The sequence below is a fragment of the Escherichia fergusonii ATCC 35469 genome (assembly GCF_000026225.1).
In the GTDB taxonomy this organism is placed as follows: Bacteria; Pseudomonadota; Gammaproteobacteria; order Enterobacterales; family Enterobacteriaceae; genus Escherichia; species Escherichia fergusonii.
On sequence record NC_011740.1, the window covers coordinates 1416313 to 1432875 of the forward strand.

Genomic DNA, 16563 nt, shown 5'->3' on the forward strand with positions numbered 1-16563 from the left:
ATAATCCCCCTGAAAAAATGAAAAGTTAATCCAGCTTTGCTTTATTGATCTGGCTTAATGGGATATTCACATCAAAAACTTTGGCAATCACTTCTTCCACACCCAGATTTTTCAGGCGTGCAGTATGTTTTTCCAGATAGGCGAGAGCTGTTTCTTCGCTGGCAAACAGGTAGATTCCTCCTGCTTCATGATTTTTTTCACTTTCAGTCCAGACTTTCCACAGAAAACCCGGTTCCTGATTAATGGTTTCTGCCAGTGGGCGTAGCTGTTCTGCCATTTCGTTACCAAAAGGGCCATTAAATGCAAAATGGAGTTGTAATAAAGTTGCCATCGCTTATCTCCTTCGTTAAAGAACATGAAGGGTAGTGTAAGACTATTAATGCTTTGAATATAGAGGAGAAAAAAGGAATTTTAGAAGTGGCACCAGATTGAATAAATCTGGTGCGTCCGAGTGGACTCGAACCACCGACCCCCACCATGTCAAGGTGGTGCTCTAACCAACTGAGCTACGGACGCAGGATGGTGCGTTCAATTGGACTCGAACCAACGACCCCCACCATGTCAAGGTGGTGCTCTAACCAACTGAGCTATGAACGCAATGTTGTGGGTGACAACGGGGACGAATATTAGCGGCAGAGATGGGAGGAGGCAAGAGGCAAATGGTAATTTTCTTCCGTTTTTCACTCGATTGCGGAGGAAACATGCAAAATGTTGACAGAATAGCCGCCGTCAGGCGGCTATTGCTGGTTTATCGCGCAGCACGCTGCAGAATAATTGCCGAAGGCAGGCGCTGTAAGTAACGCATCCGCAGCATCATCATAATGGCCGCTGAAGTCAGACCAATAATAAAGCCAATCCAGAAGCCAGCCGGCCCCATAGGTTGCACGACCAGGTCGGTCAGGGCGAGAATATATCCACTCGGTAATCCCAACACCCAGTAAGCGGTGAACGTGATAAAGAAGATAGAACGCGTATCTTTATAACCACGGAGAATACCGCTACCGATAACCTGAATTGAGTCAGAAATTTGATAAACCGCAGCCAGTAACATTAAATGTGCCGCGAGGGTGATGACTTGCGGATTATCGTTATACAGCAGGGCAATTTGTTCACGGAACGAGACAGTAAAGATCGCCGTCACTGTCGCCATACATACACCTACCATGAGTCCGGTACGAGCAGCTGTTTGGGCATCAAGTGTTGAGCCTTGTCCCAGACGGTAACCAACGCGGATCGTCACAGCAGCTGACAAAGACAGCGGTAATACGAACATCAGAGAGCTGAAGTTCAGGGCAATCTGGTGACCGGCCACATCGACAATTCCGAGTGGGGATACTAACAACGCAACCACGGCGAAGAGTGTAACCTCAAAGAATAACGCCAGGGCAATAGGCAAACCTAACTGAACAAGGCGCTTCATTACCGCTGTATCTGGTTTACCTGAATGCTGTTGATTACGGATATCACGCATAGAGCGCGCGTTTTTCACGTAAGAGAGCATAGCGACAAACATGACCCAATAAACGGCCGCAGTCGCAACGCCACAACCAACACCACCCAGCTCCGGCATACCGAAATGACCATAAATGAACACATAGTTCACGGGGATGTTCACCAGCAAGCCGATAAATCCCATTACCATTCCCGGTTTGGTTTTGGCGAGTCCCTCACACTGGTTACGAGCTACCTGGAAGAAGAGATAACCTGGCGCACCCCAGAGCAGTGCGCGTAAGTATCCTACGGCTTTGTCTGCCAGAGCAGGATCAATGTTATCCATAGCGCGAATGATATAGCCCGCATTCCATAGCACCAGCATAATCAACAGCGAAACAAATCCTGCCAGCCAGAAACCTTGTCGCACCTGATGAGCGATACGCTCACGGCGACCAGAACCGTTAAGCTGCGCGATAACCGGAGTCAATGCCAGTAACAGGCCATGACCAAACAAAATGGCGGGTAGCCAGATAGATGTACCAATAGCAACTGCCGCCATGTCCGTGGCACTGTAGCCACCGGCCATGACCGTATCAACAAACCCCATTGCGGTTTGGGCGATTTGCGCGAGAATCACCGGAATAGCTAACGCTAATAACTGACGCGCTTCATTTATGTACTTCTGCACGTGAACACCTTTTATATTGTTGTTATATGAGAGACTAAAAAAGCCGCCTCGAGAGGCAGCGAAAAGAAGAATCTGAGGAATTTTCAGTCTATTGTAGCGAGGAATTATTAATTCTCCAGTGAAAAAATAGCCATTTAGATTGCTTTACTGGCAAGCTGATTTTCCTCCTGCTATTGTGCAGAACATTATGAGTTAATTAATTTCAGGAGTTGCAGGTATGTTTACCGGTATTGTGCAAGGCACGGCGAAGTTGGTGTCTATTGATGAAAAACCTAACTTTCGGACTCACATCGTGGAGTTGCCTGACTATATGCTTGATGGGCTGGAAACTGGCGCATCGGTGGCCCATAACGGATGTTGTCTTACCGTGACCGAAATTAAAGGTAACCAGGTTAGTTTCGATCTGATGAAAGAGACGCTGCGTATTACCAATCTTGGTGAACTGCAACCAGGTGACTGGGTGAATGTTGAGCGTGCAGCCAAATTCAGTGATGAAATTGGTGGGCATCTGATGTCGGGTCATATTATGACCACAGCAGAAATTGCCAAAATATTAACCTCGGAAAATAACCGCCAGATTTGGTTCAAAGTGCAGGATAAGCAACTGATGAAATACATCCTGTATAAAGGATTCATCGGTATTGATGGAATAAGCCTGACAGTGGGTGAAGTTACACCAACGCGTTTTTGTGTGCATCTCATTCCAGAAACACTGGAGCGTACAACGTTGGGTAAAAAGAAACTGGGAGAGCACGTTAATATTGAAATCGATCCGCAAACGCAGGCGGTGGTAGATACCGTAGAGCGCGTACTGGCTGCGCGCGAAAATGCGTTGAAAGAGCCAGGCAGCGAGACGCAGGTCTGAAAGCAATGATGGCTACCCCCGCATTTCGCGGGGGGTTTAGTTAGCGAGGAACGCGTAAACCGTGTTCAACACCACGTGAGAAAACGACCTGCCAGAGCTGAATATCGCGGGCGCGAAACGCTCCGGCACAGGCATTCAGGTAGTAAGTAAACATACGCTTGAAGCGTTCGCTATAGTTATCGGCAATTTCTGGCCAGGCGGCAAGAAAGCGTTCATACCATGCCATCAGCGTCGTGTCATAATCTGCCCCAAAGTTATGCCAGTCTTCCATAATGAAATGTGGCTCACTGGCACAGGCAATTTGCCGTACGGAGGGAAGGCAACCGTTAGGGAAAATGTATTTGTTAATCCACGGATCAACATTATGGTCGGTCTTTTTGGAACCGATGGTGTGTAGCAGGAATAAACCGTCTGGTTTTAAATTACGGTCTACCACTTCGAAGTAAGTGTTGTAATTCTTTGGCCCGACATGTTCGAACATCCCAACCGAAACGATCCGATCAAACTGGTCGTTAAGATCACGATAATCTTCCAGCAGAATCTCCACATCTAGCCCGGCGCAACGTTCCTGAGCCATTTTTTGTTGCTCAGCAGAAATCGTTACCCCAACAACACTGGCACCATAATGAGTGGCAAGATACTGCGACAAGCCGCCCCAGCCACAGCCGATATCCAGAACCCGCATCCCTGGTTTCAAATGCAATTTTTCGCAAATCATTTTCAACTTCGCTTGCTGGGCAGCTTCCAGGTTATCGGCATCTTTCCAGTAAGCGCAGGAATATTGCATGTAGGGATCAAGCATTCGGCTGAATAGATCATTACCCAAATCGTAATGTTCTTTGCCCACTATCCAGGCGCGTTTTTTACTTTGCAGGTTGAACAAGCGAGCGCTTGCAATACGGAGTGTGTCTTTGAGATGGCGGGGGAGTTGGTTTTCCAGACCGGCGCGCAGGACTTTGCTAAAGAACATATCGAGTCTGTCGCATTCCCACCAGCCATCCATGTAACTCTCACCCAAGCCCAGCGATCCTTCCTGCAAAACGCGTTTAAAAAAATCGGGGTTTTTGACACGAATATCCGCCGGTGCTGAGCCATTGATTGTAATGTCAGCACGGCTAAGTAATTCGTTGGCGATGCGATACCAGTCATCATCCGGTACGCTAACTTCTTCTATACACGATGAACTCATAGCTTCTCCATCACTGGTCGGTGATCAGAACCTTAAAACAGCGTAGTCGCTTTTATGGCTTTGTGAGAAATCTCACGGAAAAATTCCGTGAGCCTGGAATCCGACGTAGAACAGAGGAAGGGAGAAACCCTTGCCGAAATGACCATCCATAGTAAACCGGGAACATCCTGATCCCGTTAACGCATAATAATTATCGTCTTTTTTAACAACTGAAAATTAGTATAGGCCGCAAAAACCATTCATACAACAGAAAAATCTTAGCGACCTATCCATAAATCATATCAATTTATCAGTGCGATTCACCGTGTGCCATATCGCTACGCTGACAGCATTCGTTCGCAGTTTCTGCATGGCTTTGCATCTTATAGCCCACAGTAACCAACACAACAGTGGCTAACATCACGCTGGTTGTGGTCAGTAACGGGGTGCTGATAAGCCAGGAAACCACCAGGCTTGCGAGAAAGCATAATCCCAACTGCAGAGTATTTTGCAACGCAGCTGCACGTCCGGTCGCTTGCGGGAACGGACGTAACGCCTGCGCCACAACAATCGGGTAGATCGCACCATTGGCAATCGCCATCACACAGAACGGAATTAAAATTTCAACCAGCGAAACGTGATTGATAAAGCTGGTCGCCCAGGTGGCAATAACGCTCAGCGCAAACAGTACCAATAACCAGGGCAACATTTGCTGGCCATGCCATTTCTGCAATGCCGCACGGCAACCATAACCACCAATCAGGAAAGCGATAGTCTGTGGAACATAACTCAAACCAATCACCGCCGGGGTGTAACCCATTTCACTGAGAATGAATGGCGAACCTGTCAGCCAGGCGAAAAAGCTGGCAGAACACGCTGCATAAATCAGCACATTGCCACGGTAAGCCTTTGAACGCAGCAGGGTAGTGAAAGTGAGTGACTGCTGCTTATTTTCCTGATTTTTACGCGCAGGTTTAAGGCGCAGAGCAGGAATCATCAACAAGACAGTGATGGCAAACAGCGTGGCAAAAATGGATTGCCATGAAAAATGCACCAGTAGCCAGCTTCCCACTAACGGCGCCAGGGCAGGAGATAACCCCACCAGCGGCATAATCGTGGCGAAAATACGGTTAACTTTTTGTGAAGGATAATAATCGGTCACCAGTGCCTGCCAGATAACCGCTGCGGCACAGACACCAATCGCCTGGATAAAGCGCAAAACGAGTAATCCTACAGCGTTAGTGACCCACAGCATCCCCAAACTTCCGAGGGCAAAGATGGTCAGGCCAAGCAGCAGTATTGGTTTACGACCATAACGGTCTGATAGCGGTCCCCATAACAGCTGCGCGACGGCAAAGCCCGCCAGAAACAGACTGAGACTGGCACTAACGGCAGAAGCCGGGGTTTGCAGATCTGCCTGTATAGCGGCGAAAGCAGGTAAATACATATCGGTTGCCAGGAAACCGAGTACGCTTAAACCTGCCAGCCAGACTAAAAATCCTTTCCCAGGTTGCATAATTCATTCTCTGTAGTTATCAGTAAGACATCGGCGCAAAGTGTAGGGAGTGAAATTCTGATTGTGAAACGTTAATATTTGACGGGTGATTTCAAAAATTTTGTAGGCAGAATATGTGGTCTGAATACTCTCTTGAAGTGGTTGATGCGGTGGCGCGCAATGGCAGCTTTAGCGCAGCAGCACAGGAATTACATCGAGTGCCTTCTGCCGTCAGCTATACCGTAAGACAACTGGAAGAATGGTTAGCGGTGCCTCTTTTCGAACGCCGACACCGTGATGTAGAACTGACTCCGGCGGGAGCATGGTTTCTGAAAGAGGGGCGATCTGTTATCAAAAAAATGCAGATCACGCGACAACAATGCCAGCAAATTGCCAATGGGTGGCGAGGTGAGTTGGCCATCGCGGTGGATAACATTGTTCGTCCAGAACGTACACGTCAATTGATCGTCGATTTTTACCGTCATTTTGACGATGTTGAATTGCGCGTATTCCAGGAAGTCTTCAATGGTGTCTGGGATGCACTGGCTGACGGACGTGTGGAACTGGCTATAGGCGCGACACAAGCGATTCCTGTAGGGGGGCGCTATACGTTTCGCGATATGGGAATGTTGAGTTGGTGTTGCGTGGTTGCCAGTCATCATCCACTGGCAGCAATGCCGGGGCCATTAAGTGATGATACGTTGCGCAACTGGCCCTCGTTGGTGCGTGAAGACACATCAAGAAATCTACCAAAACGTATTACCTGGTTGTTGGATAACCAAAAAAGGGTAGTGGTACCGGACTGGGAGTCTTCAGCTACCTGTATTTCCGCTGGGTTATGCATGGCGATGGTACCTACGCATTTTGCCAAGCCGTGGATCGACAGCGGTAAATGGGTAGCGCTACAGCTTGAAAATCCATTCCCGGACGCTGCCTGTTGTCTTACCTGGCAGCAAAACGATATGTCACCAGCGCTCGCCTGGTTGCTGGATTATCTGGGAGACAGCGAAACGCTGAATAAAGAGTGGTTGCGGGAGCCAGAATCGGCTCCCACAAAGACATCTTAACGACGATAGTCGCGGAAAGGACCATCTGCGACAGAACGACGTTCAATCAGGCGCGGATGTACTTCAATGGATTGCGGTTCTTCACGCTTATTCACAATACGGTCCAGCAACATGTTGAATGCTGTTTCGCCCAGTGAATCTTTTGGCTGGTGAATAGTTGTCAGTGCTGGCGTGAAGTAACGGGCGTTGCGCACGTTATCATAACCGATCACTGAAATATCTTGTGGTACACGCAGGCCCATTTCATCGGCAGCACACAATGCACCCATGGCCATGATATCGCCACCACAGAAAACTGCCGTGGGGCGATGCGTTTGCGCAAGAATCTGCTGCATTGCGCGATAACCAGATTCTGGTTCGAAATCTCCCTGTACGATCCAGTTTTCCGGCACTTTAATCAGCGCTTCTTCCATCGCTTTCATAAAGCCTGCCAGACGACCCGCGCCGGTATTACGTTCCAGAGGTCCGGGGATTACGCCGATATCGCGGTGTCCACGTTCAATCAGGTAACGACCTGCCATGTATCCGCCTTCAAAAGCGTTATCAATCACGGCATCGGTGAAATCAGCTTTTGCCTCACCCCAATCCATGACCACCATTGGGATGTGGCGATACTCTTCCAGCATGGTGAGCAAGGGCTCTGGATATTCAGAACACATTACCAGCAATCCATCCACGCGCTTTTGCGCCATCATGGAAAGGTAAGCACGTTGCTTTTCCAGGTTGTTCCAGGCATTACCCAAAATCAGCGTGTAGCCTTTCTGGAAGCAGTTTTTCTCAACCGCTTCAATGATTTCCGCAAAATAAGCAGCTTCACTACTGGTTGCCAGCAGGCCGATTGACTTGGTGTGGTTAACCTTCAGACTTCGAGCAACGGCGCTCGGAGAATAATGCAATTCTTTGATTGCTGCCCAGACGGCATTACGGGTTTCTTCCGCAACAAAGCGTGTTTTGTTGATTACGTGTGAAACAGTTGTAGTGGAAACGTTTGCTCGCTTCGCTACATCTTTGATTGTTGCCATTACATCTCACTCCAGACCCGATCCATAACTCCATTAAATGCCAGGTAAACGTTTGCCTTTACACACCCTGAGCGCAACGTCAGGGTTGCGGCACGCCGGAAAATACGACACGGAACGACAGGAAGGGGTCAATGGCCGGTACGCTATACTTGTAAGCGTGGAATTTTGGCCGATCTTGACCAAAAGGGGAAGTGCTAAAAACAGTTATCACGCTAAATGGCGGGAGATTTTTAGCCAAATGTATGCAAAAATGCGCTACATCACTTTTTGTGTGGGAATAAAAAGGAGAAAACTTGATGAGCAATGATCTGAAATACTCTTTAATTACGACCTTAATCGTCCTCGCTTTGATCGTTGCGGGTGGTCTGACCGCAGCTCTGCACTGATTTTTACCCCGAGGGAGAATTCTCTCCCTCATTCGCTCTTCTCCAATTGTTAGCAAATCTGCAAAAGTGTTTTGTAAATTTGTTATTTTCATTATTTTGTGATTGATGTCATGCTTTTCTCCACTTACTTAGGTATCGCGTAAAACGCGAAGACGTGGAGTCGAAGCATGAAGATAAATTATCCCTTGCTGGCGCTGGCAATTGGCGCATTTGGTATTGGGACAACGGAATTCTCCCCAATGGGCTTGTTGCCTGTGATCGCTCGTGGTGTGGATGTCTCCATACCTGCGGCTGGTATGTTGATTAGTGCCTATGCCGTGGGAGTCATGGTTGGTGCGCCTTTAATGACATTGTTACTTTCTCATCGCGCCCGACGTAACGCCCTGATTTTTCTGATGGCAATCTTTACGCTTGGTAATGTACTTTCTGCGATTGCGCCAGATTACACCACATTAATGTTGTCACGTATTTTGACCAGCCTTAACCATGGCGCCTTCTTCGGTCTTGGTTCGGTTGTCGCTGCAAGCGTAGTGCCTAAGCACAAGCAGGCGAGTGCCGTTGCCACGATGTTTATGGGGTTGACGCTGGCTAATATTGGTGGCGTACCCGCAGCCACCTGGCTTGGTGAAACAATTGGCTGGCGAATGTCCTTTATGGCAACGGCAGTGTTAGGGGTGGTTTCAATGGTCAGTCTTTGGTTCTCTTTACCAAAAGGTGGGGCAGGGGCACGGCCAGATGTCAAAAAAGAACTGGGTGTGCTGTTACGACCGCAAGTGCTCTCAGCACTGCTGACCACGGTACTGGGCGCGGGGGCCATGTTTACGCTCTATACCTATATCTCTCCTGTATTACAAACCATTACCCATGCGACGCCTGTGTTCGTAACGGCAATGCTGGTGTTGATTGGTGTTGGTTTTTCTATCGGCAATTACCTGGGCGGCAAATTTGCTGATCGCTCTGTGAATGGAACGCTAAAAGGCTTTTTATTCTTGCTGATGGTGATTATGTTGCTGATTCCATTCCTGGCACGCAATGAGTATGGTGCCGCGGTCGCGATGGTTGTCTGGGGGGCGGCTACCTTTGCTGTTGTTCCACCATTGCAAATGCGGGTGATGCGCGTTGCCAGTGAAGCGCCGGGGCTATCTTCTTCGGTCAATATTGGGGCGTTTAATTTAGGAAACGCTTTAGGTGCGGCAGCTGGTGGCGCGGTGATATCCGGCGGCCTGGGCTACAGTTTTGTTCCGGTGATGGGGGCAATCATTGCCGGGGTGGCGTTACTGTTGGTGTTTATTTCGGCGCGTAAACAACCTGAGGCGGTATGCGTGGCGGGTTGATAGCAAACAAAAACGCAGAAGGGAAAGCCTTCTGCGTTATCACAATTACTCAGCGAAGTTTTTCGCAGCAAATTCCCAGTTTACCAGTGCCCAGAAATGCTCCAGGTAGCCAGGACGTGCATTACGATAGTCGATGTAGTAAGCGTGTTCCCAGACGTCAACGGTCAGCAGCGGTTTCGCGTCAGTAGTCAGCGGAGTGCCCGCGTTAGAGGTCGACACGATAGCCAGTTTGCCATCGCTGTTTTTCACCAACCAGGTCCAGCCAGAACCAAAGTTTTTGATAGCCGCATCAGTAAACTGTGCTTTGAAGTCAGCAAAGCTACCGAAAGAGGCTGCGATGGCTTCCGCGAGTTTACCTGTTGGTTCACCGCCAGCATTCGGAGCCAGGCAGTTCCAGTAGAAGGTGTGGTTCCAGACCTGAGCGGCGTTGTTAAATACGCCACCTTCAGAGCTACGAATAATCTCTTCCAGAGACTTACCTTCAAACGCGGTACCTTTGATCAGGTTGTTCAGGTTAGTGACATACGTCTGGTGATGTTTGCCATAGTGGTACTCAATGGTTTCCGCAGAGATGTGCGGAGCCAATGCATCTTTGGCATACGGTAGTGCAGGTAATTCAAACGACATTGCTACTCTCCTTCTTCATTATTGGAATTACTCTACTTAATTAGGGGGGCAGGCAGACAGTAAGCGAACGCAACCATCTCCCATGCAACCTGAATTATGACGAGTATACGCACAATAGCCTTATTGTGCGTGAGGATAGGGTAACAAAATAAAAGGTGAGACAAAAGATGAACTTACCCTGTTGCGTTCACAACAGGGTAAATTTTTAGCGGATGGTTTGTGGGGTCATCACCCGGCGAGCGCCGACATAATGGCGTTGCCAGTAATCTTCACTCAAAGAGGTGATTTTGATTTCCTGACCACTACGCGGCGACTGGATGAATTTTCCGTTACCCACATAAACCCCTACATGATCTGCAGTACCACGACCTTGGGTACGAAAGAACACCAGATCACCATTTTTCAATTCACTGCGTTCAATGGGCGCCGCATCACGCAGGTGATACATCTCATTAGCAGTACGAGGAATGCGGAATTTAACCAGATCTTTGTAGGCGTAATAAACCAGACCACTGCAATCAAATCCTGTGCGTGGAGACGTGCCTCCCCAACGATACGGTTTGCCAATTTGCTGCATTAGTTTGTTCATTGCCGTTTTAGTGGCTTTTTGCACTCTGGCTTTATGGGCATCAGCAATGGTGCCTGGCGCGGCATTACGCACTTTTACACAGACTGGTTTACGCCCTTTACGTGGTGTGCATTTCTCGGTCCAGGCGACAGTCGTTACCTTTTTGGTGGTTGCTTTAGCCTTGTGGCTGGCTGTTTTGCTGACTTTAGCGGGTGATGTGTTAAGACGTTTTTTAGACGATGAGGCGGTTTTACTGCTAGTTTTATTTTTGCTGACGGCTTTTTTATTGGTGTTCTTACTGGCTTTCGCTGTTTTTTTCGTTGTGGTCGTGCTTTTCTTTTTCTCTGCCTTTTGTGTTACATGCGTTGTGGCAGACGTTGCCCTGGCTTGCTTGGAAGCATGGGCCATTGGCGTGAAAGGGAGTGTAGTAAACAGCAAAGCACAGAGCGTGATCGAGATTCGGTTTATCCGCGCCACTGAGCAATCCTCTGTAAAGGCAGGTCCATCATGCCTGCGGGTGATTTACAAAACTCGATGATTCTAAACTAAAGAAAGTAAAAAAGTTAATAGCTTTAATTGTTAAAAATTGCGTTTCGTTAAATAGCGCAAAAAAACGGCGTGATTAACCAGGGCCATACCCTGAGATTGAAACGTGCTCAGCAAGGTCGTAAACAATATTTTCAATGCAACTTTTGGCAACAGGGGATAAAATTAATAAGCGTAATGAAAATGTTATTTTCTGATAGCAGCCTGTGCCGTTACAATGCAGGTTTCTGTCGTAAAGAAGTTAAGGAAGCAAGACAATGAGCTCCACAATCGAAAAAATCCAGCGCCAGATCACTGAAAACCCGATTCTCCTGTACATGAAAGGTTCGCCAAAACTCCCTAGCTGCGGTTTTTCCGCTCAGGCAGTGCAGGCGCTGTCCGCTTGCGGTGAGCGTTTTGCTTATGTTGATATTTTGCAGAACCCAGATATTCGTGCTGAGTTACCGAAATATGCCAACTGGCCGACATTCCCGCAGTTGTGGGTAGACGGCGAGCTGGTCGGCGGCTGTGATATCGTGATTGAAATGTATCAGCGTGGCGAATTGCAGCAGTTAATTAAAGAAACCGCTGCAAAATATAAAGATCAGACTGACGCTGAATAAATCACCGTCACTGGCTAAGCGCATCTGGCAATTTGGCGTTTGCCATCAGTCTCAGGGGAATCTTGTAAAATAAGATTCCCTTTTTCTTAATCTTATCCCCAGTCCAGCCCCTGGGGGGAACTGGAAAAACCGACTTCGCGTAAAGGGGTGAATAACGGTGACTGGCGGACAGGTTTGTCATTGATTTCCAGCAGAGTAAAACGCAATCGAGGCTCACGACGTAGCCCATTGGTTAAGGCTTGTAATACATCTGGCAGCAAAATTTCACTTTCGTTGTGATACCAGACAAGCATTTTCCTTCCTCCCTGAGCCAAATATAACTGTAATCGCCCACCGCAAATCACCACCAATGCACCCGTGCGGCGAGTGGGAACAAGAGAAGATGAATGTTCGGGCCAGGGCAGCAAATATCCCCAGGGATTAGCAGGATCGCTGGCTGACAGGCTAACGGGTGTAAACTTCGCCTTTAGCGCTAAAGTGGCAGCGAGATCACGTAACCGGTCGATGGTATTTCTTTCTGCAAACTGTGCGCCCCCTAATCCCTCTACAAAGCGCCCACGTAAAATACGTCCTGTGTCCTCCATACTTCGGCAAAGCGTCTGCATTGCCGGAAATCCACCCGCCAGATTTTCAGCCATAACTGCACGTCTGCTAATAATGCCATAGCGATCAAGTATGTTCTCTGTCTGGGCCAGCATCTGTTCGGTGGTGTCCATAGGCGCTGTTGGCAATAGAGACCAACGTCCGACAAGAGCGGCGGTATGATAAGACGCTCGCGGCAACGCACTTTCCGGGCGTGGAGCATAGCTTACATGTCCCCGACGCAGTCGTGAGGTTCTGCGCGACTGATGACGAACAGGAGGTGCCGCTCGCGTTAGTGCGCGAAGTGGTGTCCAGATATCACTGGTGATATATCCTTGCCAGACCAACCCCCACAAGGCCTCGTGGAACTGGTTGGCATCTCCCGGTTGAGGAGTAACCTGCAGACTAATTTGTTGTGCAAACCATGCGCCACCACTTGCCAGTATACGTAAAATTGCGTGCTGTAGCGGTGAGAGCGAAGGAGCATCAAGTGGTGGCAGCGTCAGTGTTTCTGCACAATACTCCTGTAAATGTAAGGCGACCAGACCATCATCTTCACCTAATTTTCTCTGCCCGGACCAGACCACCACACCTGTTGCCAGCAGTTCGTCCAACATTTCTGTTGAATAATCCTGTACGCGTGCAGGAAAGATCTGGCTTTCCCATAACGAGGCTGGAATACCTAACCCGGCGAGTTGTTCAATGACCCGAACCACACCTTCAGTGCCTTCATAGATCCCCTGTGTTGCCTGATTAAACAATGCCGCACTACCATCCGTTGTTGGCAAAATCCCCTGGCACTCCAGAAGCAGGCGGGTATAGATATTCGCAGAAACAGGGCGAGTAGCTTCTCGTGCTGCCTGGAGTGATCGCAGACGCAAGCGGCGAAAGTTCTCTTCACTAATCCACGCTGATTCGTGTTGGTTTGTCTGTTGATGTAGGCATAAAACCAGCCCTTGTTCTCGCAACAATGCTAATTGCTCATCCACCACCGCAACACCAAGACCAAATTGACTGGCTAATTGTTCAGCGCTGAACAAGGTATGGGTATGGATAAAGCGGAGCAATAGATCCCGTAGGGGGGCTTTAACGTGATGCAGTAAGGAATCCGTAATATCGGTGGGTAATTTGATGCCAAGGGCATCACGCAATGTTGCTGCATCTTCCATACTGGCGTACTGATGAGTTCCTCTTATATCCGTTGAGAATATCCGTTTTTCCTCAGCAAGCTGCGCAAGATAATTTTCAATTTCTGCTGTACTGGCGACGTGCCGCGCATTTAATGCTTGCAGATTCATCGGTCCCAGTTCACGCAAAAGGTCGTAAACGCCTTCTTTACCTTTGGCTTGTCTTTCTGCTACCCGCCGTTGCAACTCATCTTCCAGCTGTTGATTAATGCGTGGATCAAGCAGTTCTGTAGGATCACCTTGCCCCAGCAGATTTCGCAATAATTCGCTATCCAGTGCGAGTACTGAAGCTCTTCGCTCAGCCAGTGGGGCATCGGATTGATAGATAAATTCCGCAACATAACCGAAAAGCAGGTTAGCGGCGAAAGGTGAGGGTGTGGTGGTAGTGACTTCAGAAATCTGGATTTCACCACCGTTAAGGCGATGCATTAACTGATGGAGTGACGACAGATCATAGACATCCTGCAAACATTCTCTTGCTGTTTCCAGAATTATCGGGAAATCAGGATATCCCTGAGCAATTTCCAGTAACTGGCCTGCCCGTAGACGCTGTTGCCAGAGTGGTGTGCGATGCCCTGGCGTACGACCGGGCATTAGCAGTGAGCGAGCGGCACACTCACGAAAGCGCGCGGCAAAAAGCGCGGTATTGCCTACTGCTTCACGTACGATGCGCTCAAGTGTATCTGCATCGAACAAAAACAGAGAAGCATCGGGTAATTTCCCTTCGCTATCTGGCAGGCGTGCAACAATACCATCATCGCTGGCAACAACTGAAGCATCTGCGCCCCAGTGCGCATGCAGCCTTCCGGCGATCGCCAGTGCCCAGGGTTCATGAACTCGACGTCCCCATGGAGAGTGCAGCATGATGCGCCAGTCACCCATTTCATCACGACAGCGCTCCAGCACCAGGTGACGACTGGCAGGAACTACGCCCGTGGCTTCCCGCTGTTCATCAATCAGGCTTTTAATATTGTTGATAACGTTTTCGGCTGCTAACCATGGGGGAAGATTGACATAAAAATTTTCGTTGGAAGCGGCCTGGAGAAAATCGCCTGTCATTTCCCCCAATTCTGCAGGTCGTCCGCTGCCTTCACCGCGCCAGAAGGGCAGACGAGCAGAGCGCCCTGGTGCAGGTGTCACAATCACCTGGTCGCGGGTGATTTGTTGGATACGCCAGGACGTTGCGCCGAGGGTGATAATGTCATTAACGCGTGATTCGTAAACCATTTCCTCATCCAGTTCACCTACACGTCGGGAGCCTGCCTGTTCTTCGCTTTCAGGAAGCATTACGCTGTACATCCCACGATCAGGGATAGTTCCGCCACTGGTGACGGCGAGAAGGTGCGCGCCAGGCCGCGCGATGATTTCTCCTGTTTCACGATTCCAGATAAGACGAGGTCGAAAGACGCTGAAATCCCCCGAGGGAAAGCGGCCACTGAGCATATCGAGCGTGGCATTAAAAATGTTGCGTGATAATTCCCGCCATGGAGAAGCCCGGCGCACGAGTGCAAACCACGCATCAACATTGAGCGTATCCATGGCTGCGGCGGCAACCGTCTGCTGTGCCAGCACATCTAAGGGATTACCCGGCGGCGTGAGCTTTTCCAGTCTTCCGGCCTGCATACAACCAACAATGACAGCAGAGTCAATCAGATCCCGCCGTGTGCGGGGGAAAAACAGCCCTTTTGAAATTCCTCCGACCTGATGTCCTGCCCGACCAATTCGTTGCAGACCACTGGCCACAGAGAGAGGCGTTGCAACCTGAATAACGAGATCGACCGCGCCCATATCAATACCCAATTCCAGGCTTGAGGTAGCGACAACGCAGCGCAATTCTCCTGATTTTAAAGATTGTTCAGTTATCGCGCGTTGTTCTTTAGAAACTGAGCCATGGTGAGAGCGGGCAATAAATTCTGTACCCGTCTGCACACGGTTGGATGTTGCTCCTGTTAATGAATCGTACTGAGCAACTTCCGTTTGCCGGGAAGGGCGATGATGCGTACGAGCGGCATATAATTCGTTAAGCCTCGCCGTGAGCTTTTCCGCAAGGCCCCGGGAGTTAGTAAAAACGATGGTTGAACGGTGACTGAGGATCTGATCAAGAATTCCATTTTCAATATAGGGCCAGATGGAACCTTCTCTTCCTGTCAGGCTGGATTCTCCCGCTTCGCTATGATTCGCTACTACGTTATCCAGGTTGGCGACGGGTACCACAATACGAATATCAGGAATACGGCTGACTGCGGGATTAACTACGGTTACAGGATGAATCCCCCCGATAAATTGCGCCACATCTGAGACCGGACGCACGGTTGCTGATAAGCCAATTCGCTGTGCAGGTTGTGAAAGCAGGGCATCCAGTCGTTCCAGACTTAGCGCAAGGTGCGCGCCACGCTTGCTACCCGCTACGGCATGAACTTCATCGATTATCACCGTTTCTATGCCGCGCAAAGTTTCACGGGCGCGAGAAGTCAGTAATAAATAAAGCGATTCAGGCGTGGTAATTAAAATATCGGGCGGATGACGAACAAGTTTTGCGCGTTCTTGCGAGGAAGTATCACCGGAGCGCATCCCAACCGTTATCGTAACTTCTGCATCTCCGCGTTTGTATCGGGCGTCCCGGATACCCTGTAACGGTATCTGCAAATTGCGGTGCACATCAGTCGCCAGTGCTTTTATCGGCGAGATATAAAGGATACGACTGGTTTTATCCCCTGACTCGGTATGTGGCTGGCGAAACAGCTGATCGAGGGCGAATAAAAAAGCCGCGAGCGTTTTACCTGAACCGGTGGGTGCAATCACCAGCGCATTTTGACCTGCGGCGGTCACTGTCCATGTTTGTGCCTGAACGGGTGTCGGCTGGCTGAATGTTGAAGAAAACCATTCACGAGTGGCGGGTGAAAAAAACTCCGGTAGGGAAGATGATGATGGGTTATTTTCTGCCATAAATGCTGTTCCCCCGGATGTCGACTCCTCTGGAGGAACAGTATTG

The 16563-nt window shown here is 49.2% G+C and carries 13 protein-coding genes and 2 tRNA genes; 5 read left to right on the plus strand and 10 right to left on the minus strand.

Going from position 1 to position 16563, the window contains the following annotated elements:
- Nucleotides 1-25: 25 nt before the first annotated feature.
- The 4 genes from EFER_RS06965 to mdtK all read right to left on the minus strand — a co-directional run bounded on the left by EFER_RS06965 (nt 26) and on the right by mdtK (nt 2122).
- Nucleotides 26-331 carry a monooxygenase gene (locus EFER_RS06965; RefSeq protein WP_000212672.1) on the minus strand — a complete coding sequence of 102 codons (306 nt, stop codon included), beginning with the start codon at nt 329-331 and terminating at the stop codon, nt 26-28.
- Nucleotides 332-439: 108 nt separating this feature from the next.
- Nucleotides 440-516, minus strand: a tRNA-Val gene (locus tag EFER_RS06970).
- A gap of 4 nt (nt 517-520) precedes the next feature.
- A tRNA-Val gene (locus EFER_RS06975) sits at nt 521-597 on the minus strand.
- Between the two features lie 151 nt (nt 598-748).
- Nucleotides 749-2122 carry a multidrug efflux MATE transporter MdtK gene (mdtK, locus tag EFER_RS06980; RefSeq protein ID WP_001174929.1) on the minus strand — a complete coding sequence of 458 codons (1374 nt, stop codon included), beginning with the start codon at nt 2120-2122 and terminating at the stop codon, nt 749-751.
- A 217-nt stretch (nt 2123-2339) separates the two neighbouring features.
- Here mdtK and EFER_RS06985 point away from each other — a divergent pair, with 217 nt between their 5' ends.
- Nucleotides 2340-2987, plus strand: a complete 648-nt coding sequence (locus EFER_RS06985; RefSeq protein ID WP_000493936.1) for a riboflavin synthase — start codon at nt 2340-2342, stop codon at nt 2985-2987.
- Between the two features lie 40 nt (nt 2988-3027).
- Here the strand turns inward: EFER_RS06985 and cfa are convergent, their stop codons facing one another.
- Both cfa and punC read right to left on the minus strand, forming a co-directional pair.
- Nucleotides 3028-4176, minus strand: coding sequence for a cyclopropane fatty acyl phospholipid synthase (gene cfa / locus EFER_RS06990; RefSeq protein WP_000098871.1), 1149 nt, complete (start codon nt 4174-4176; stop codon nt 3028-3030).
- Between the two features lie 289 nt (nt 4177-4465).
- Nucleotides 4466-5671 (minus strand): purine nucleoside transporter PunC, encoded by a 1206-nt coding sequence (gene punC / locus EFER_RS06995; protein ID WP_001182330.1) that lies wholly within the window; start codon nt 5669-5671, stop codon nt 4466-4468.
- A gap of 113 nt (nt 5672-5784) precedes the next feature.
- Here punC and punR point away from each other — a divergent pair, with 113 nt between their 5' ends.
- Nucleotides 5785-6717 carry a DNA-binding transcriptional activator PunR gene (punR, locus tag EFER_RS07000; RefSeq protein ID WP_000269508.1) on the plus strand — a complete coding sequence of 311 codons (933 nt, stop codon included), beginning with the start codon at nt 5785-5787 and terminating at the stop codon, nt 6715-6717.
- Here punR and purR read toward each other — a convergent pair.
- On the minus strand, nt 6714-7739 hold the full coding sequence (purR, locus tag EFER_RS07005) for an HTH-type transcriptional repressor PurR (protein WP_000190995.1): 1026 nt from the start codon (nt 7737-7739) through the stop codon (nt 6714-6716). The two genes, punR and purR, sit on opposite strands and share 4 nt — an antisense overlap.
- A gap of 296 nt (nt 7740-8035) precedes the next feature.
- On the opposite strand from purR, the gene cydH reads away from it, so the two are divergent.
- Both cydH and EFER_RS07015 read left to right on the plus strand, forming a co-directional pair.
- The gene (cydH, locus tag EFER_RS07010) at nt 8036-8125 is read left to right on the plus strand and encodes a cytochrome bd-I oxidase subunit CydH (RefSeq protein ID WP_046077524.1); all 90 of its coding nucleotides are present in this window, start codon (nt 8036-8038) and stop codon (nt 8123-8125) included.
- A 167-nt stretch (nt 8126-8292) separates the two neighbouring features.
- Complete coding sequence (locus tag EFER_RS07015; protein WP_000701020.1) at nt 8293-9459, plus strand: MFS transporter; 1167 nt, start codon at nt 8293-8295, stop codon at nt 9457-9459.
- A gap of 45 nt (nt 9460-9504) precedes the next feature.
- Here EFER_RS07015 and sodB read toward each other — a convergent pair whose 3' ends face one another.
- Complete coding sequence (gene sodB / locus EFER_RS07020) at nt 9505-10086, minus strand: superoxide dismutase [Fe] (protein ID WP_000007279.1); 582 nt, start codon at nt 10084-10086, stop codon at nt 9505-9507.
- Nucleotides 10087-10291: 205 nt separating this feature from the next.
- A complete protein-coding gene (locus EFER_RS07025) occupies nt 10292-11131 on the minus strand; it encodes a C40 family peptidase (RefSeq protein WP_000101158.1) in 840 nt (279 codons plus the stop codon).
- Between the two features lie 326 nt (nt 11132-11457).
- Between EFER_RS07025 and EFER_RS07030 the strand changes: the two genes are divergently transcribed.
- Complete coding sequence (locus EFER_RS07030; RefSeq protein WP_000099403.1) at nt 11458-11802, plus strand: Grx4 family monothiol glutaredoxin; 345 nt, start codon at nt 11458-11460, stop codon at nt 11800-11802.
- Nucleotides 11803-11894: 92 nt separating this feature from the next.
- Here the strand turns inward: EFER_RS07030 and EFER_RS07035 are convergent, their stop codons facing one another.
- Nucleotides 11895-16517, minus strand: a complete 4623-nt coding sequence (locus EFER_RS07035) for an ATP-dependent helicase (protein ID WP_000829745.1) — start codon at nt 16515-16517, stop codon at nt 11895-11897.
- Nucleotides 16518-16563: the final 46 nt, after the last annotated feature.